The sequence below is a fragment of the Sporomusa acidovorans genome (assembly GCF_900101845.1).
In the GTDB taxonomy this organism is placed as follows: Bacteria; Bacillota; Negativicutes; order Sporomusales; family Sporomusaceae; genus Sporomusa; species Sporomusa acidovorans.
In genome coordinates this window covers 1-17,891 of record NZ_FNAM01000058.1, presented here as the reverse complement: position 1 = coordinate 17,891, position 17,891 = coordinate 1, and the positions used below count along the sequence as shown (strand labels likewise).

Below are 17,891 nucleotides of genomic sequence, written 5' to 3'. Positions count from 1 at the left end.
ATACAGCAGGAGGTCAACAGATGACCGACGATCAAAAAGAAAATCCTAGGCTTACCTATCGTGATGCCGGTGTGGATATTGATGCCGGCAATAAAGCGGTTGAATTGATGAAACGTCATGTCCGCGCCACCTATCGCCCGGAAGTCATGGGGGATATTGGCGGCTTTGGCGGTTTGTTTGCCTTAAATTCCGGCAAGTACCGCCAGCCGGTGCTGGTAAGCGGGACTGACGGTGTGGGGACAAAACTAAAAATTGCCTTTATGGCGGATAAACATGACACCATCGGTCAGGACGGTGTAGCCATGTGTGTCAATGATATATTAGTACAGGGAGCCGAGCCGCTGTTTTTCCTGGATTATTTGGCTGTCGGCAAATTGGAACCCGAAAAGGTCGCCGCGATTGTCAGCGGCGTGGCGATGGCCTGCCGGGAATCAGGCTGTGCGCTTATTGGCGGGGAGACGGCGGAAATGGCCGGTTTTTATCCTGACGGCGAGTATGATATTGCCGGCTTTGCCGTAGGCGTGGTGGAGCGCGATAAAATTATTACCGGGGAAAAAATTAAGCCCGGCGATGTCCTGCTTGGCCTGCCGTCGAGCGGCGTTCATTCCAACGGCTACTCGCTGGTGCGCAAAATATGTTTTGAAGTAAAACAGTTGCGTGTTGATACCTATATTCCGGAATTAGGACGCACACTGGGCGAAGAGCTGCTGGAACCTACCCGTTTGTACCCCAAAACCTGTTTGCCGCTGATTGAGAAATTCGACATTCACGGCATGGTCCATATCACCGGCGGCGGCTTTTATGACAATATTCCGCGCGTGCTGCCAGCAGACTGTGGTGTGGAAATCGATACAGCCGCCTGGCCTCAGCCGCCTATCTTTGCCCTGCTACAAGAATGGGGCGGAGTATCTGCCGCGGAAATGTACCGGACTTTTAACATGGGGATTGGTATGCTTCTCCTTGTTGCCGCTGAAGACGCGGACAGCGTACAGGCAGCTATTGCCTCCCGGGGCGAACAGTCTTATCGAATCGGCAGGGTTACCGCCGGCAAGCGGCAGGCTGAGCTTAAGTAGGAGGATTGTTGTTGCATGAATAAAACGGTAATCGGTGTTCTGGCGTCAGGGCGCGGCAGTAATTTACAGGCGATTGTGGATGCCATTGAATCAGGCCGGCTTGATGCCAAGATCGGCGCGGTAATTAGTGATAACCCTAAGGCTAACGTGTTAACGCGCATGGCCGATACTGATATTCCAACAGTGTGCATTGACCGGCGCCAGTTTTCCAGCCGTCAGGAATTTGAGGCGGCAGTTGCCGAAGAACTGAATATTCGGCATGTGGAACTGGTGGTTCTGGCCGGCTTTATGCGGATTTTGACACCGTATTTCATTGAACGTTTTCGAGGAAAAATCATGAATATCCACCCGGCGCTGCTGCCTGCTTTTCCCGGTGAGAATGCTCAGCAACAAGCACTGGAATATGGGGTTAAGGTTTCCGGGTGTACCGTTCATTTTATTGATGAAGGCATGGATACCGGCCCGATTATTTTGCAGGAAGCTGTGCCGGTTTTGGAAGATGACACCGTCGATACTCTGTCAGAACGGATTTTACACACTGAACATATTCTTTACCCGCGCGCTCTTGCTTTATACTGTGAAGGGCGCCTGCAGGTTGAGGGGCGGCGTGTACGGATAGAGTGAGACTTAGCTTCAGGTGGGGTTTAGCTCCACCCTGAAGGTTTAGTCGAACCTATCCAGGGACTTAGTTGCTCGCCTGTGCCCTTTAGGGTATGACTCTCGCTTGTAGAAGCGGGAGTTTTAGAGCGACTTAGTCATCGGATACTAGAAAAAGAGTAACAGATAGCGAGGGACCAATGATGAAAATTAAACGGGCGCTGTTAAGCGTGTCAGACAAAGCAGGTATTGTTGAGTTTGCTAAAGCCCTGCACAGCCTGGGTGTTGAGCTGGTTTCAACCGGCGGCACCATGAAAGTAATCAAAGAGGCCGGAATACCGGTCACGTATGTGAGTGAGGTTACCGGTTTTCCAGAAATCATGGACGGCAGGGTTAAAACCTTAAATCCCTACATTCATGGCGGTATACTAGCCATTCGCGATAATCCCGCCCATCAGGCGGCTATGGCCGAGCATCATATTACCGGCATTGATCTGGTGGCCGTTAATCTGTACCCATTCCGGCAGACTGTGGCTAAGCCGGATGTTACGTTACAGGACGCAGTGGAAAATATTGATATTGGCGGCCCGGCGATGATCCGGGCAGCGGCTAAGAATTTTCACTATGTTACGGTTGTTGTTAACCCGGAACGGTACGAAGCTGTCATTGCCCAACTGAAAGCGGGCGGCGAAGTTGCGTTTGACAACCGCATGGCACTGGCACAGGAAGCGTTCAGCCACACTGCCGCTTATGACGCCTATATTTCACGGTACTTAAGCGGACAGCTTGGTCAGGGGCTTTTCCCGCAGACTTTGCATATGGTTTACGAAAAAGCACAGGATTTGCGTTATGGAGAAAATCCTCACCAGGCCGCAGCCTTTTACCGTGAACAATATTATACTGGTCCCGGCGTGGCCAACGCCAAGCAGCTTAATGGCAAGGAGCTGTCCTTTAATAATATTGTAGATGTCGAGGCTGCTTATGCGCTGGCTGCCGAGTTTGCGGAACCGGCCGCCGCTATTATTAAGCACACGAATCCCTGCGGCACCGGGATAGGCGCGACTTTGGCCGAAGCTTACAGCAAAGCCTATCAGGCCGATCCACTGTCTGCTTATGGCGGCATTATCGCCTTAAACCGGGAAGTGGATCAAGAAACGGCTCGGCAAATCAGTGAATTATTTGCCGAAGCCGTTATTGCGCCGGCATTTAGCCAGGAAGCGCTTGACATATTAACCAAAAAGAAAAATGTCCGGCTACTGGCGGCCGCTTTGCCGCAGCCGGACAGCAGTCGCCTGGATGTAAAATCGGTTGCGGGCGGCATACTGTCGCAGCAAACCGATATGACGACCGCGCCGCAAGCGGATATGAAAGTCATCACCAAACGGCAGCCAACTGCGGCGGAGTGGGAACAGCTGTTGTTTGCCTGGAAGGTGGTTAAGCACGTCAAATCTAACGCCATTGTCGTTGCTAATGACAATAAGACGCTGGGTGTAGGCGCCGGGCAAATGAACCGCGTAGGCGCAGCCGGGATTGCACTGGCGCAGGCCGGCGACCAGGCTAAAGGGGCAGTGCTGGCCTCTGATGCTTTCTTCCCATTTGGCGATACGGTAAAAGCGGCGGGTGAGGCCGGTATTACCGCTATCATTCAGCCGGGCGGCTCCGTTCATGATGAAGATTCCATCAAGGTGGCGGATGAACTGGGGATTGCCATGGTTTTTACCGGTATGCGGCATTTTAAACACTAATAGATTGCCGAAAAACAGCATAGAACCTATCCTATGGAAGCAAAAATACCGGCAGCGTGTCTGCCGGTATTTTTACATGCCAGTTTTTACTTATTCCAGCTCAACCACGACTTGGACATTGGCTGATAATTGGACGAGTCCGGCAGAGATTGGCGTCATGGGTGCGCCGTCACCTAAACTTTTATTGTAAAGCCGGGCCGAAACTTCCGGCGAATGCAGGTTAATTCCATTTTCATTTACGGTTTTTACCCGGACTACCTGTTTGTTTAAGGAAGTGGCGATAGCTTCGGCTTTGCTTAAGGCATCACGGACCGCTTGGGCCAGGGCCGCATTTCGGACACCGTCTTCATCCTTCTTGCCAAAGCGGATAGAATTAACCTGGTTGGCGCCGGCGGTTAAGGCCGTGTCGATTACTTCGCCGGCTTTATCCGGTGAAGTAGTTACGGTGATACTGTTGGTGATTTGATAACCTTTAATCGTCTGTGTGCGCCAGCCGTTGTCCTCATTTTTGTACATGGGCGTTACCGTATAGTTTGCTGTTTTTATGTATTCAGCTTTTATCCCCATACCTTCCAATTGCTGCTGCACCCTGGTGGCGGCTTCGGCATTTTTGGCTTGAGCGGCAGCAACGGTTTCCGCTTCGCTTACTGTGCCCAGATTAACATAAGCAATGTCGGGGGCCATTTCTTCCTGATGACTGCCGCTGACTTGTACTTCCGTGGCATTGGGATTTTTTTCGGAAGCCAGGGCGGCAGGGAATACGACTGCTGCCAGCAGCAGTGCCATACATAAGATTTTTATTGATTTTGACATGTGATCAACTCCTTTGCTTATATAAACGTCTAGGATGACAAAAGGTAACGCCCCCATAAAAAAATACGCAAAAATTATTTTCGTGAGATTAAATAATAGGGGTAAATACCGGATGTTTTGGCGGAAAAGGACGGTTCGCCGCTACGGTTTGCAGTGCTTTTCCCAGACGTTTAACAGCTTCCAGCAATCTTGCCGGCGGCTGGGTAACAAAACACAGTCTTAGTTCCCGGGAACCGGCAGCATCGGCATAAAAAGCTTCGCCGGGAACAAAGGACACACCCGTATGGGTTGCCTCGTGCAGCAATTGCCTTGTTAACATACCTTTGTTTAACGCACACCAAAAATAGAAGCCGCCGGACGGCGTGTAGAAATTTAACAGTGGGCTGCAGTAGCGTTCCAGGGCGCCGGCGAAAAAGTCGCGGCGCTTTTTGTATTCGGCGCGGACGACAGCAAGGTGTTCCTGTAACAAACCTGCGCTTAGATAGTCATAAAGCAGGCATTGCGAAAGATTGCTGCTATGCAGGTCGATGTACTGCTTTTTCAGCGCAAACCGGTTAATGACCGTTTCCGGGGCGACGACCCAGCCGGTGCGCAAACCGGGAAAGAGCATTTTGGAAAATGTCCCGAGCGCGATGACGCCTCCGTAAGGATCAAGGGCTTTGAGCGAGAGGGGTGGTTTTTTGTCATAGTATAGCTCCCCGTAAGGATCGTCCTCAACAATGACTAAGCGATGCTTGGCCGCCAGTTTTAATAATTCGCGGCGTTCCTCCAAGGGCATTACCCGGCCGTTGGGGTTCTGAAAGGTAGGCATCACATAAAACAGTTTTGGCCGGTAACGGATCAGATAATCTTCTAACAGGTCAAGCGGCAGGCCGGCGGCAGAGGGCAGGCTGAGCAACCGGGCGTTGGCGGCGCTAAACATTTGGACAGCCCCGAGATAAGTGGGAGATTCGACAATTACGTAGTCACCGGGCTCCAAAAATATTTTGGTTACCAGATATAATCCCTGTTGCGAACCGCTGACAATCATGGTATTTTCCGGTTTGCCAGCATAGCCTTTGGCTGCCAGCATAGTAGTTACAGCCTGCCTGAGCGGGGTGTAGCCCTCGGTGGGAATGTGCCCCAGGTCGGCGCCGTTGAGACGGGAAGCCTGCAAACCAAACAGCCGGTTGAAATCATGCAGCGGATATAATTCCGGATCAGGCATACCGGCGGCCAAGGAAAGGGTATCATCAGCCGCTGCGGAGGCAACCAGCTCGCGGATAATAGAGGACGATTGCGTATTCAGGCAGGGGGTGAAAAGCTGGGACCAGGGAACAGTCTGCGCAGTCGGGGCGGTGGAAGATGACAATGTCGCCACATAGGTGCCGCTGCCTACCTTGGTATGGATAAGGCCTTGTTCTTCCAGCCGGCGATAGGCGTTAATCGCGGTTGTCCGGCTTACCTGCAACAGACTGGCCAGTTCACGTTCCGGCGGCAGCTTGGTGCCGGCAGGCAAGGTACCGTTTTGAATATTATCGGTCAGCACTTGAGCGATTTGATTATATAGCGGGACTGGCGATTTAGGTGTAAGAACAACTTGCTTAAAAATATTGGATATATCCATTTTGCCAAATACCCCTTTAAAGATCCAATTATTTACGTAAATATTTAAATTGGATATTTACAATGTTTTTCCTGCCCGGTAATATAAAATAAATGCAAAAGGTGGTGGATCATTATGAAAGATTATATGCAGGGGGTTCGTGACAGCGCTCCGGTTATGCTGGGGGTTATACCATTTGGTATTACCTGTGGCGTAATGGGGGTAGCAGCCGGGCTAACGCCTGTCGAGACCGTCTTTATGTCGCTGTTGGTATTTGCCGGAGCCGCGCAGTTTATTTGCATTACGATGCTGGGCGCAGGGGTTACAGGCTGGGGTCTTATTGTTTTTACAACTTTGTTGATTAATCTTCGCCATTTATTAATGGGAGCGTCACTGGCGCCTTTCCTGTTGGAACAGCCGCTTGTCCGTCAGGTACTGCTGGCTTTTACGCTCACTGACGAGTCTTATGCGGTTATGATGAACCGGATAGCCAATGGGGGCTATTCTGCCAATTATCAGTTGGGGAGCAGTTGGGCTTTTTATTGTATTTGGGCTGCTGCAACCACCCTGGGTGTGTTGTTAGGCAGCCGCATTCCCAATCCGCTTGCCTGGGGGCTGGATTTTGCCATGCCGGCCACTTTTTTAGCGATGCTAATGCCGCGCCTGACCAATCACGTCAGCATTGCCGTCTGCCTGGTAGCTGCCGTAACTGCCGTATTGGGGGCTGCTTATTTACCCGGCAAATGGTATATAATTGCCACCTGCATTACAGCCAGTATCACAGGCGGCTTGTTGGAAAAGGAGGGTAACCATGCGGCTTGAAGTCCTACTCATGATTGCCGGAATGGCGGCAGTGACTTTTTTTACACGGTTCGGCGCCTTGGCACTGCTGAAAAGAACAGGTTTACCAAACTGGTTTGAACGGTGGCTTAAACATGTGCCTACGGCTATTTTGACTGCTCTGATTGTACCGTCGTTATTTTTGCCGCAGGGCCATATTGATTTTTCACTTGGCAACCATTACCTTTTAGCCGGCGCCGTTGCGGCTATTGTCGCCTACATATGGAAGAATGCTCTCCTGACGATGGGGCTGGGATTAACGGCAATCCTATCGCTCAGGTGGCTTGGAATATAGCTTGCGGGTATGCGAAAGGTATACCTGGTTAGGTTACTAAAATTAACTTAATAAGGTTTGGTGACAGGGGAACGTAGCAAACAACAGGCATACGGCATAGGATATGGTGTGAAAACATTTTGGAGGTGTGAGGGTTCTATGCCTACGATTGAAGAACGTAAACATCATCATCACCATCATCATGATGAGATGATGCCGCATGTCCATACCTATATAACGGAGGCGGATGTAGCGGATGATCATCAGCATGTTATTATGGGAGTAAGCGGTCCGGCAAGAGAAACGGACAGAAGTCATGTACACCGGATTCATGGCCGTACATCCTTTATCAGCGAGGAAGGGGACGGTGGTCATTGGCATACTTATGATGTTATGACCGGACCGGCTATTGAAATGCCTGACGGTAATCATGTTCATTACTTTGAAGGAATGACAAGCAAAGACGACGGACACTGCCATAGCTTTGCCGGTGCGACCGGCCTGGGGCCCAATTATGACGATTGCGACGATGATGATGAATGTGATGATCCCTGTGACGATCCTTGCGATGATCCCTGTGACGATCCCTGTGATGATCCTTGTGACCCGCCTGTAAAAACAATGCCGAAATATAAATATAAATACGGTAAGCGGCCGGAAGAATAGTGCATTCTTATAGTAAAGTGCCGTCAGCATTTGGCTGGCGGCACTTTACTATGAAGCAACTGGTTGAGGGTAAGACTTTCCTCCTGGTAAATTTTGTGATATAATTATTATTCATATAAATTATATAAGTTGGATAAGTTGTAGAAGCTAAATAAGTAGGGGGGATTATATATATGGAATTATGGTATACAGAATATCAAACTAAAAACCTGGGACTTGCCGTTCGCATAAAAAAAACGTTATATTCAGGTCACTCGGAATTTCAGGAAATAGCAGTCGTTGATTCCTATGAATTTGGCCGGATGTTAATCCTTGATGGTGTTTTTCAGACATCAATATTTGACGAGTTTATCTATCATGAAATGATCGCTCATGTCCCGTTATTTGTACATCCCAACCCGCGGAATGTTTTGGTTATTGGTGGCGGCGACGGGGGAACAATCCGCGAAGTAGTCAAACATCACACAGTCGAGGTGGCTGAGATGGTGGAAATTGACGGACAGGTTGTGGAAGCCAGTAAAAAATATTTGCCGGAAATCAGTTCGGCCTTAAACGAACATCATCCGAAGTTGCGGCTTAAGATTGGTGACGGGATAAAACATATGCAGGAAGTTGAAAATAAATATGATGTCATTATTGTAGACTGTTCTGACCCCATCGGCCCGGGTGAAGGACTGTTTACCCGCTCGTTTTACGAGAATGTACATAAGGCATTAAAGCCGGACGGGCTGTTCGTACAACAGACCGAGTCGCCGTTTTATCATCAGGAACTTATTCGGCGGCTTACGCGCGATATTTCTTCTTTGTTTCCCATTACCCGCTTGTATTTGGCGAGTATTCCGCTATATCCGGGAGGATTGCATTGTTTTACCATCGGTTCTAAGCAGTATGATCCTGCTAAAGCTGATATTGCCAGGATTCCTGAAAATATTAACACCCGCTATTACAACCGGGAGATTCAGAAGAACTGTTTTGCTTTGCCAAGTTTTATTCAGAAATTAGTGAAGTAAGGCCCTGATAAGGGGGAAGAAAAAAGCGAGAGTGCTTACCGAAAGCGCTCTCGTTTGTGAGTTTTACATCAGGTTTTCGGGGTTTAAGCCGGCCAATTCGGCGAGTACAAACCGTCCGTCTTTGCGGATCAGTTTATCGTCAAACCAGATTTCACCGCCGCCGTAGGCGGCTGTTTGAATACAGACGAGATCCCAGTGAATGGCGGATTTATTGCCGTTAAAAGCAACATCATATGCGTTGCCGGGAGTAAAGTGAAAACTGCCCTTGATTTTTTCATCAAATAGGGTATCTTTCATGGGGGTTTCGATATACGGGTTTACACCCAGCGCAAATTCGCCGATATAACGGGCGCCGTCGTCTGTATCCAGTATTTTATTGATGCGTTCGGTATCATTGGCTGTAGCGTTAATGATTTTACCGTTTTTGAATTCCAAACGAATATTTTCATACGTAATTCCCTGATAAACCGCCGGGGTATTGTAACTGAGAACACCATTAACCGATTCCCTGACAGGGGCTGTATAGACTTCGCCGTCAGGGATATTTCTTAAGCCTGAACATTTTACTGCCGCTATGCCTTTAATCGAAAAGGTAAGATCGGTTTGTGGCCCAGTGATTTTTACTTTATCAGTTTTCTCCATAAGTTCAATTAACGGATCCATCGCTTTGGCCATTTTGGCATAGTCAAGATTGCAGACATTAAAAAAGAAGTCTTCAAATGCCTCGGTGCTGGAATTGGCCAATTGCGCCATAGAGGCATTCGGCCAGCGCAAAATACACCATTTAGTTTTAGGAACCCGTATGTCAAGATGCACCGGCTTGACCCAGTTATGTTGGTAGCTTTTTAACTGGGAGGGGGGGACATCGGCCATTTCCGTGATATTAAAACTGGCCCTTATGGCAATATAGGCATCCATTTCTTTCATTCTGGCCTCTTCCCAGGAGGCAGCAAGTTTGAATTGTTCATCAGAAGCTTTCATCAGCAGTGCGCGTTGCAACTGGCTGTTTTTCATCTCAAGAAAAGGAATTCCGCCAACGGCATATGCCTCATCAACCAACGCTTTGGCCAGTGGCAGGGCGTCGTCAAACATCTCAATCAATAATTTTTCGCCTTGAGCAAGACTGGTAGAATAACCAATCAGGTTTTGGGCGAGGGTTTTTATTCTGGGATCCAAAGTAGGTACCTCCTTAAACAGTTAGTTGAATAATTAAACGCTTATTATCAGTATTTGATGTTTTAACAAAAATATCCTTTATCCTAGGAGGTTTCCATAATAAAAATAGTGTACCTAAGTGCTTGCATTTTTGCTTGTCCTATTATATAATTCAATATGTTAATGGGGAAATTCCTCGATAGCTCAGTCGGTAGAGCAATCGGCTGTTAACCGATTTGTCGTAGGTTCGAGTCCTACTCGGGGAGCCAAATGGCCCGTTGGTCAAGTGGTTAAGACACCGCCCTTTCACGGCGGTATCAGGGGTTCGAATCCCCTACGGGTCACCATATAAGCAGAGAGCCAAGTTTTTAGGAACGATAGTGACGCGAAAACTTGTGCGAATCGCTTAGTTCTGAGCGATAGCGAAGAACATCCAATATAGTAGTATCGGGCGATTAGCTCAGCCGGGAGAGCGCCTGCCTTACAAGCAGGATGTCGGCAGTTCGATCCTGTCATCGCCCACCACAAGAAAGCATCCAGCTAAGTCTGTGAGCTTTCTTTTTTAGTTTCTGACTAATACCACAGCATGACATACCTGCGACAGGAATAACCTGAATTTTAGCGAAATATGTCAAAATGGGTGGTGAGACTTGGTGCTGATTCCCAGAAATAGAAATGCAATGCCTATGCTAGCTATTGGTGTCATACTGCTACTAATGATTGCCGGAGTATTCGTCAATTACCTAAGCTACCAGTACCGAGTAGTGGTGGCAGGCGAACGGGAGCGTCTGTCCGTAACTGTTGATTACCTCGATACATATTTTAATGCCAAATTGGTAGGACTTAATTTGTTAGCAGCTTATCCTACCGTGCGCAGCTTTAATGTTGAACGGCTGCAGCCGGCTTTGCTGACGGCCGCCAAGGCATTAGATGTTGTAAATATTTCGTTATATGATCAGGATGGTCGATTAATTAGCGATTGCTACGCAGGGTCTGAAGCGGATAAGTATGTATTTGATCAGCCGTTTTTTAAGGAGAACTGCCGGGCAGTCTTAGCAGGGTATTCTAATATTTCTGACCGGATAGCCGGCAATAGCGTGGAAGATGCGTATGTAAGTTTGCAGGTTCCCGTGGTTGATAAAGAAAACGTGATTGGCGTACTGGCAGCCTATATTCCTATTAATGAAGTAGCGTTAGCAGTCCTGCGTGAAAGTATGCCGGATCAGCAATATATTGTTGTTGTGGATGGGAACAGACAATTTATTTATCATCCCCGGATAAACGAATTTTTTCCCGAAAATTCGTTTTTTAAGGAACAGGCAAACAAATTGTTTTTAGACAGAACAGGTATTGTTGATACTCGTTCACCCTTGGGGGATATAGATAAAATACTGGTTTATAGTAGTTTGCATAATACCAATTGGCGGGTAGCAATCGTTATACCCAAGTATATCTTGTATGCCAGAGTTTTGAGCAAATCGCTGAGTGATGCCAAAAGTTTTCTTTGGTTAACTGTGTGTCTGGGACTCGTATACGGTTTTTGGCGGCAGGCCAGAAGACATGAACGTGAGCGCGAGCAGCTAAAACTGGAGCGAATGACTTGCGTCAATCAGCTAGCCGCAGGAATTGCCCATGAAATACGAAACCCCCTTACTTCAATAAAGGGATTCATTCAACTCATGGCACGCCATAGTGATAGGCCGATGTCGTCGGAACATCTTGAGATCATTATTTCCGAGATTGCAAGAATTGATAGTTTGATTAGTGAATTTCAGGTATTGGCAAGGCCGGTGAAAGAACCGTCACTGGAAAAAATCGATGTATGCAAGTTATTACATGATGTCCTGCTCTTAATGAGGGGGCAAATCCATAACAAAAGCATAATGTTAAACCTCGAGCTGCCAACGGAAGCAGGTTTTGTTTTTGGTGATATATCCCAACTTAAACAGGTTTTTATCAATCTTATCAAAAATGCCATAGAGGCAGTAGCGATTGGCGGTAATGTTACTGTTGCCTTAGGTCACCAGGAGGGTAAACTGGTCGTAACTATCGAGGATAATGGCAGGGGAATCTCGCCGGAAATTATTGAAAAACTTGGCACACCCTTTTTCACTACCAAAGCAAACGGAACCGGACTCGGTCTGTCAGTATGTTATAGTATAGTGCAAAACCATGGCGGAAAAATACTTGTTTCCAGTCTTGTAGACAAAAAAACCGTTTTTTCGGTTATACTGCCTGCATTTGAGGATGACCGGTCAGTTAGTGTATAATGAATTTGAACAAGGTGCTGAGAGAAAAAAGGAGCGTGTTTTCAGTTATGGAGGCAAAAGTGCGTCGTGACAAAATTGCCGGTTTGTTGCAGCAAAGTAAGCAGCCAATAACGGGAACGTCATTAGCAAAAAAATTAGGAGTGAGCCGACAGGTAATTGTTGGTGATATCGCTATTTTGCGAGCTGCCGGCGCTGATATTTATGCTACTCCCCAGGGCTATGTAATTTTGCAGGCTGCGGCTCCGGCAACCGTGCGGGTAAAATTAGCCTGCCGCCATGATAGTAAACGCATGGAAGAGGAGCTTGCCACCATTATTGATAATGGCGGCCGGGTACTGGACGTTAGTGTTGAGCATCCGGTATATGGCGAGATTAAGGCGACCTTGATGCTGTCTTCTCGCAGGGACCTGGCTGAATTTTTACAAAAATCGGCAGAGAGTGGGGCGGCACCGCTTTCCCTTGTTACCGGTGGTGTCCATTTACATACTGTGGAAGCTGCGTCAACTGAAGTTTTAGATAAGATAGCTGCCGAACTTAAAACACTGGGGATACTGTTCGAGTAAAATGCTGCTGGCTTACAGTGAGCCGGCAGTTTCTTTATTAACAAGGCCCGGACATCCTTAAAGTATAAAAAGTGCTGCTTAACATTGTAGAAGTTTAAGACTTGGTACAAGCCAAGTCTTTTTTTCGTTTAGCGTTCAAACAGCAGACTAGGTAAAAGTTGGCAAGTGTTAATTCGGCAATAGGCAATACAATAATAACATATTTATTGAAACGCCGAATAGAAAAAGGGGTTGCCATTTTGCGGCAAGGTCGATATAATAGTGACAAGACAGCTGTAAAGACAACAGGAGGGAGAAAGATTGGACATTATCAGACGGTTGGAGCAAATCCCGGTAAGCCGCTTTCACTATAAGTTACTGGTTTTAACCGGACTTGGCTGGTTGTTTGACGCTATGGACACCGGAATTATTGCCTTTGTGCTGCCGGTGTTGGCTAAGGAGTGGGGGCTGTCAACGGCCCAAATGGGGTTTATTGGCAGTATTGGCCTGCTGGGAATGGCTGTTGGCGCTGTTGCGGGAGGCCTGGCTGCCGATAAATTCGGCCGTAAAGCAGTGTTTAGCATTACCTTGATACTGTATAGTATTGCCACAGGGCTTTGCGGATTAGCCTGGAATTATGAATCCTTACTTTTATTTAGATTTTTGGTAGGCTTTGGTTTAGGCGGCGAACTGCCGGTAGCAGCGACCCTTATGACAGAATATTCACCGCCTGCCAGCCGTGGCCGGTTTATCGTTTTGCTGGAAAGTTTCTGGGGAGTTGGCTGGCTGGCGGCAGCCTTGATTTCTTATCTTGTCATTCCTTATTTGGGTTGGCAAATGGCGTTCTTTATAGGTGCCTTGCCGGCCTTGTATGTATTTTTTATCAGACTGGGCGTTCCCGAATCCATCCGTTATCTGACTGACAAGGGGAGACAGGCCGAAGCAATTGAAATCGTAGCAAAATTGGAGCGCTTGGCCGGAGTTGATTCAAGTGCCCAGCCTGCGGCTACAAGCAATGTTGAGTTTTCCGATTCTTCCGGGAATAAAATCGCCTTTAAAGAATTATGGACATCCCGCTTCGCCAAACGGACGATTATTCTTTGGATCATCTGGTTCGGTATTGTCTATTCGTATTATGGCATATTCACCTGGCTGCCTTCCCTGATGGTTCAGCAAGGGCATACGGTGATCAAAACTTTTGAATATGTACTCATCATGACGCTGGCACAATTGCCGGGATATTTCAGTGCTGCCTATCTGATTGACCGTATTGGCCGGAAGGCGACACTGGCAGGTTATTTGGCGTTAAGTGCTGTTAGTGCTTATTTCTTTGGTCAGGGTGGCAGCCCCCAGAGTATTCTGGTCTGGGGCAGCCTGATGTCTTTCTTCAATCTTGGTGCCTGGGGTGTGGTATATACCTACACACCTGAACTCTATCCTACGCGGATACGGGCATTTGGTTCCGGTTGGGCGGCAGCGGTTGGACGTTTCGGCGGTATATTGGCGCCAACGATTGTTGGGTACATGATTAGCGGCCCACAGGGCCTTATGCATGTCTTTACTATGTTTACCGGCGTTATGCTGCTGGTTGCTGTGGCTGTGTGGCTGTTTGGCGAGGAGACTAAAGGCAAGGCACTTGATGAAATAAGCCGATAAAAAACTAGGGCGGACAATCCGCCCTAGTTTTGTTTTATCAAAGGCTTTTTAAAGGTCAGCATGCTTCCTGTCGGCAGCACCCTGTTTTCTTTGCCAGTTTGGCCAGGTCATGATATAATTTGATACAGAATGATTGTTGGAGGGAATGCAGTTCATGATGACGTTAAGCCTGCTAATTGGAGCTATTGCCGCCTATTGGGTATATAATGATGCGCGGGGACGCGGTCACGACTTGGGAACAGCATTATTGTGGTCGGTTGGCACAATCGCTGCTTTGATCATTTTTTTACCTCTTTATCTTCTTTTTGGGCGCAAAACACCAGTCAAATCCCGCACCCGCGAAGATTTTATTGATGTCGAGGCAACGCCGGTAGAAGATAGTATTCAATGCACTATGTGTGGTGGTAAGGTAAAAGAGGATTTTAAAATTTGTCCGTACTGTGGATTTACGCTAAAGCCGACATGTTCGTCGTGCGGCAAAGAGCTTAATCGCGAATGGCGAGTTTGTCCCTATTGTCAAACTCCTGCTGAACACAAATAAAGTCCGCGCTATTATACGCGACTGCGTTATAGTCGAACGATGGTTACTGGATGAGCCTGTTGTAGCAACTTGCCTTCAGCAGAAATTTCTACAATATAGGCGGGACTAACGTCAGGTTCATCATCCATGGGAAGTTCAAAAATGTAATTCGATTCTCGTTTTCTTCTCACCTGATTAAGATGGGATAAAGGATTCGAAGAGATAATATCAATAGGCATAGGAATGTACCTCATAAGTTATTCTTTATTACTACTATGCTATGATTAGCAAGATATGTCAATATATAGTTTACTATAAACGGCAATTAACTCTTAAAAAAATAACTAAATGTTTTACAATAAAATCACAATAAAATCTATACGCAACCCACTTGCGTTGCTATGTTATGTATGCTATAATTCTTTGAGTGAGGCGAAGACAATATATTGTCTGTGCGCTCATAATTTTAACCGTAGCTATTGCGCCCGTAGCTCAGGGGATAGAGCACCGGCCTCCGGAGCCGGGTGCGCAGGTTCGATTCCTGCCGGGCGCACCATAGAGAAATTAAGCCTTCTAGCGGTTTTGCTAGAAGGCTTTTTTCGTAAAAAACTGCTTATACACTGCTTGTTTTGGAAAAAGTGATGATATTAGATATTAAAAGTTTTACTTTTTAAGACAACCCAAATATGGCGTACCTATTATAATATGTTTCAGATTATTCACTTTGAGTACGTTATGATGATAGAGCGGGAATCCTCGGAATAGCAAGGGTTTGAAGGTTGAGAGCAATTTCAAATGTGTGTTTTTATGTTCTCATAGACGTAGTAATTGGGGCGAACGTATGTTAAGGGTCGAAACCTCCTATACTTTTACACGAAATATAGGGACACACATTAAGTGAGTATTAGAATTTTATTGTCAAGCTTATCTCGAAGAGAAAAGCATCATCAGGAATGACAAAAAAATAAAAACCCTGCCAATTTGTAATATTTGGCAGGGTTTATTATCATATTTAGGGAATAAACGGTATATGTGTCTATATATGATTCACCAATCCGGTATCGTATCTTTAAAATTGAAAAAGGGAAAAAACATAGTCTCTTAGTGTGCAATATGACTTGCTGTTAAGGAGGATAAAAATGTCTCAGAAATTTTCCGTTAGAAATGTTATACAAAAGAAATATATATTCAAATTGAAAGCGTTGACACAGCTCTATGTAACAGAGTATGGAATGTATTTTTTACTAATAACAATTATCTTCTTAAGTCTGTAAATTGTGATGGCCACAATAGTATAATAGAAAATTTGTTGGATGCTTTTGGACATACTTTTGAATATCCAGATGGTATGTTTGATCGAGAAAAAAATATGAAGAAATTAAAAGAGATTTTTTCAAAAAATGATTGGTTTTTTGTATATGATTTTATTGAAAAGTATCTGGATTTGGAATCAGAATCAAGTAAAATAACTGCAAATGATTTAGCTAAAGAAATAAACCGCATATTGGAAGAGGAAAAATCGGGATATAGGATTATAAAGAGGTTGGTTGTGCCAATAACTAATGAGCAAGAACTGAAATCACTACATAAGGCAACTAAAACTAAATATGATGCTGTGAATGTGCATATGAATAAAGCACTTTTACTTTATTCTAGACGTAAGAATCCAGACTATGAGAATTCTATAAAAGAATCAATAAGTACAATTGAAGCTCTATGTTGTATCATAACGGAAAAGAATAAAGCATCTTTAGGTGACGCCTTAAAAAAAATAGATGATAGGGGATTAGGTTTACATAAAGCATTGAAATCTGCAATTAACCAACTATATGGATATACTTCAGATGAAAATGGAATAAGGCATGCTGGAATTGATTTTAAAGGTGCATTTTCTGAGGATGCAAAATATATGTTAGTTTCCTGTTCGGTATTTGTGAATTATATAATCGAAAAATGGGAGAAAAACATTTAGATGAATCGTTGAGTATATCGGGTTTCTGGTATAAACATACCAGAAACAGTAATAACACTATTATTTTGAAAAGCTTAATTGGTGGCTTAAAAAATGAATTCCGCAAAATGGTGCGGGATTTTATGAGAACAGGTGATACAAGACACGAATCTCGTGTCTTTGGATTTGAAAATATACCCAAGAGGTTCGCCGTTTCGGTTTTAATCTTAGAATTTTATGTAAGGAACTACTTAAATACTACCAACATACAATTGTTGAAAAGAGATGATTAAAATATTAGATTGAAAGGTGATAAAGGCTGTGAAAGTAGGCATATTGATGATGGGATTTTTTTGTAAATACATTTAACGCTATGGTTAAAAATAAGGATTATTTTATCGGTAAGTGGCAGGAGCAGTTAGAGAGCGATAATGTTTTGGTAAGGTATAAAGCGAAGCAGTTTATTGGAATAATGAGTCGGACTGAGCTATTAACGGAGTTTGACATAAATTTATATTCTACGCTAGTGGAGAAGGTGACAGTGCATAATGGCGCCAAATTGATGGTAAGTTTGCTTGATGGTACGGATGTTGAGTGTATAATTGAATAGGAGTAGAAAAACAGAACCAAAGGTAATATTAATACTATGCTTAATACATAATTTTGTTTTCGTATTGACAAGTATTGGTATATACTGTAGTATTATTTATAATAATATTAGTGTATATACACTAATAAATGCTATAGGAGTGCAATGGTGAAACATGCCGATGGATACTACCCCAAAGCCCCTAGTCCTTGCATGTGTCTTAACATACGCAGGGCATCTCGGGCAGTAACTGAATTTTATGAGAAGATTTTGGAGCCCAGCGGGCTTAAAGTTACTCAATATTCATTATTGCGTCATCTTGAGCAGGTAGAGCCGGTCAAAATTACTGAACTTGCCAAAGTCATGCGCATTGATCGTACTACTTTGAACCGGAATATGAAACCGCTTACTGAAGCTGGCCTGATTGAGATTAATTCAGGCCAAGATCCCCGTTCGAGGGAAATTACTCTTACCAAGGCAGGCAAATTGGCGTTGACAAATGCAACAGTATTATGGGATCAAGCGCAGGCCTCGCTAAAGGAATATTTGGGAGAGTGCGACAGCAGGCAATTTGATCATTTGATTTTTAAACTGGAAGCACTGAT

General features: G+C 45.5%; 18 protein-coding genes and 4 tRNA genes. 18 read left to right on the top strand and 4 right to left on the bottom strand.

The window, feature by feature from the left end; genetic code table 11:
- Nucleotides 1–20: 20 nt before the first annotated feature.
- The 3 genes from purM to purH all read left to right on the top strand — a co-directional run bounded on the left by purM (nt 21) and on the right by purH (nt 3,415).
- A complete protein-coding gene (gene purM / locus BLR65_RS25230; protein WP_093797041.1) occupies nt 21–1,073 on the top strand; it encodes a phosphoribosylformylglycinamidine cyclo-ligase in 1,053 nt (350 codons plus the stop codon).
- A gap of 15 nt (nt 1,074–1,088) precedes the next feature.
- Complete coding sequence (gene purN / locus BLR65_RS25225; RefSeq protein WP_093797039.1) at nt 1,089–1,697, top strand: phosphoribosylglycinamide formyltransferase; 609 nt, start codon at nt 1,089–1,091, stop codon at nt 1,695–1,697.
- Between the two features lie 176 nt (nt 1,698–1,873).
- Nucleotides 1,874–3,415, top strand: a complete 1,542-nt coding sequence (purH, locus tag BLR65_RS25220; RefSeq protein ID WP_093797037.1) for a bifunctional phosphoribosylaminoimidazolecarboxamide formyltransferase/IMP cyclohydrolase — start codon at nt 1,874–1,876, stop codon at nt 3,413–3,415.
- A 90-nt stretch (nt 3,416–3,505) separates the two neighbouring features.
- Here the strand turns inward: purH and BLR65_RS25215 are convergent, their stop codons facing one another.
- Nucleotides 3,506–4,228, bottom strand: a complete 723-nt coding sequence (locus BLR65_RS25215) for an SIMPL domain-containing protein (protein ID WP_169716677.1) — start codon at nt 4,226–4,228, stop codon at nt 3,506–3,508.
- Nucleotides 4,229–4,316: 88 nt separating this feature from the next.
- Nucleotides 4,317–5,834 (bottom strand): MocR-like pyridoxine biosynthesis transcription factor PdxR, encoded by a 1,518-nt coding sequence (gene pdxR, locus BLR65_RS25210; protein ID WP_093797033.1) that lies wholly within the window; start codon nt 5,832–5,834, stop codon nt 4,317–4,319.
- Nucleotides 5,835–5,948: 114 nt separating this feature from the next.
- Here pdxR and BLR65_RS25205 point away from each other — a divergent pair, with 114 nt between their 5' ends.
- The 4 genes from BLR65_RS25205 to speE all read left to right on the top strand — a co-directional run bounded on the left by BLR65_RS25205 (nt 5,949) and on the right by speE (nt 8,603).
- Nucleotides 5,949–6,635, top strand: a complete 687-nt coding sequence (locus BLR65_RS25205) for an AzlC family ABC transporter permease (protein WP_176772804.1) — start codon at nt 5,949–5,951, stop codon at nt 6,633–6,635.
- On the top strand, nt 6,625–6,948 hold the full coding sequence (locus BLR65_RS25200) for an AzlD domain-containing protein (protein WP_093797029.1): 324 nt from the start codon (nt 6,625–6,627) through the stop codon (nt 6,946–6,948). The genes BLR65_RS25205 and BLR65_RS25200 overlap by 11 nt, the downstream gene beginning before the upstream one ends.
- 138 nt (nt 6,949–7,086) lie before the next feature.
- On the top strand, nt 7,087–7,593 hold the full coding sequence (locus tag BLR65_RS25195) for a YmaF family protein (protein WP_093797027.1): 507 nt from the start codon (nt 7,087–7,089) through the stop codon (nt 7,591–7,593).
- A gap of 173 nt (nt 7,594–7,766) precedes the next feature.
- Nucleotides 7,767–8,603: a polyamine aminopropyltransferase gene (gene speE / locus BLR65_RS25190; RefSeq protein ID WP_093797025.1), complete on the top strand. Its 837-nt coding sequence runs from the start codon at nt 7,767–7,769 to the stop codon at nt 8,601–8,603.
- Nucleotides 8,604–8,666: 63 nt separating this feature from the next.
- Here the strand turns inward: speE and BLR65_RS25185 are convergent, their stop codons facing one another.
- Complete coding sequence (locus BLR65_RS25185) at nt 8,667–9,779, bottom strand: aminopeptidase (protein WP_093797023.1); 1,113 nt, start codon at nt 9,777–9,779, stop codon at nt 8,667–8,669.
- Between the two features lie 172 nt (nt 9,780–9,951).
- Between BLR65_RS25185 and BLR65_RS25180 the strand changes: the two genes are divergently transcribed.
- The 7 genes from BLR65_RS25180 (at nt 9,952) to BLR65_RS25150 (ending at nt 14,767) form a co-directional block, all read left to right on the top strand.
- A tRNA-Asn gene (locus BLR65_RS25180) sits at nt 9,952–10,027 on the top strand.
- 3 nt (nt 10,028–10,030) lie between these two features.
- Nucleotides 10,031–10,105 (top strand) — tRNA-Glu (locus BLR65_RS25175).
- Nucleotides 10,106–10,207: 102 nt separating this feature from the next.
- Nucleotides 10,208–10,283: transfer RNA gene (locus BLR65_RS25170), tRNA-Val, on the top strand.
- A gap of 128 nt (nt 10,284–10,411) precedes the next feature.
- Nucleotides 10,412–12,028 carry a PAS domain-containing sensor histidine kinase gene (locus tag BLR65_RS25165; RefSeq protein WP_143122657.1) on the top strand — a complete coding sequence of 539 codons (1,617 nt, stop codon included), beginning with the start codon at nt 10,412–10,414 and terminating at the stop codon, nt 12,026–12,028.
- Nucleotides 12,028–12,591: a transcription repressor NadR gene (locus BLR65_RS25160; protein ID WP_245693036.1), complete on the top strand. Its 564-nt coding sequence runs from the start codon at nt 12,028–12,030 to the stop codon at nt 12,589–12,591. Before BLR65_RS25165 ends, BLR65_RS25160 begins: the two co-directional genes overlap by 1 nt.
- Before the next feature lie 300 nt (nt 12,592–12,891).
- Nucleotides 12,892–14,226, top strand: a complete 1,335-nt coding sequence (locus tag BLR65_RS25155; RefSeq protein WP_093797017.1) for an MFS transporter — start codon at nt 12,892–12,894, stop codon at nt 14,224–14,226.
- Between the two features lie 154 nt (nt 14,227–14,380).
- Complete coding sequence (locus BLR65_RS25150) at nt 14,381–14,767, top strand: zinc ribbon domain-containing protein (protein ID WP_245693035.1); 387 nt, start codon at nt 14,381–14,383, stop codon at nt 14,765–14,767.
- Nucleotides 14,768–14,793: 26 nt separating this feature from the next.
- Here the strand turns inward: BLR65_RS25150 and BLR65_RS25145 are convergent, their stop codons facing one another.
- A complete protein-coding gene (locus BLR65_RS25145) occupies nt 14,794–14,985 on the bottom strand; it encodes a hypothetical protein (RefSeq protein ID WP_093797015.1) in 192 nt (63 codons plus the stop codon).
- 242 nt (nt 14,986–15,227) lie between these two features.
- Here BLR65_RS25145 and BLR65_RS25140 point away from each other — a divergent pair.
- The 4 genes from BLR65_RS25140 to BLR65_RS25125 all read left to right on the top strand — a co-directional run.
- Nucleotides 15,228–15,302, top strand: a tRNA-Arg gene (locus BLR65_RS25140).
- 624 nt (nt 15,303–15,926) lie between these two features.
- On the top strand, nt 15,927–16,718 hold the full coding sequence (locus BLR65_RS25135) for an AbiJ-NTD4 domain-containing protein (RefSeq protein WP_169716679.1): 792 nt from the start codon (nt 15,927–15,929) through the stop codon (nt 16,716–16,718).
- 352 nt (nt 16,719–17,070) lie between these two features.
- Nucleotides 17,071–17,307 carry a hypothetical protein gene (locus BLR65_RS25130; RefSeq protein ID WP_218130670.1) on the top strand — a complete coding sequence of 79 codons (237 nt, stop codon included), beginning with the start codon at nt 17,071–17,073 and terminating at the stop codon, nt 17,305–17,307.
- 192 nt (nt 17,308–17,499) lie between these two features.
- Nucleotides 17,500–17,891, top strand: a 392-nt coding sequence (locus BLR65_RS25125) for a MarR family winged helix-turn-helix transcriptional regulator (RefSeq protein ID WP_245693034.1), incomplete at its 3' end; no start/stop codon positions are given.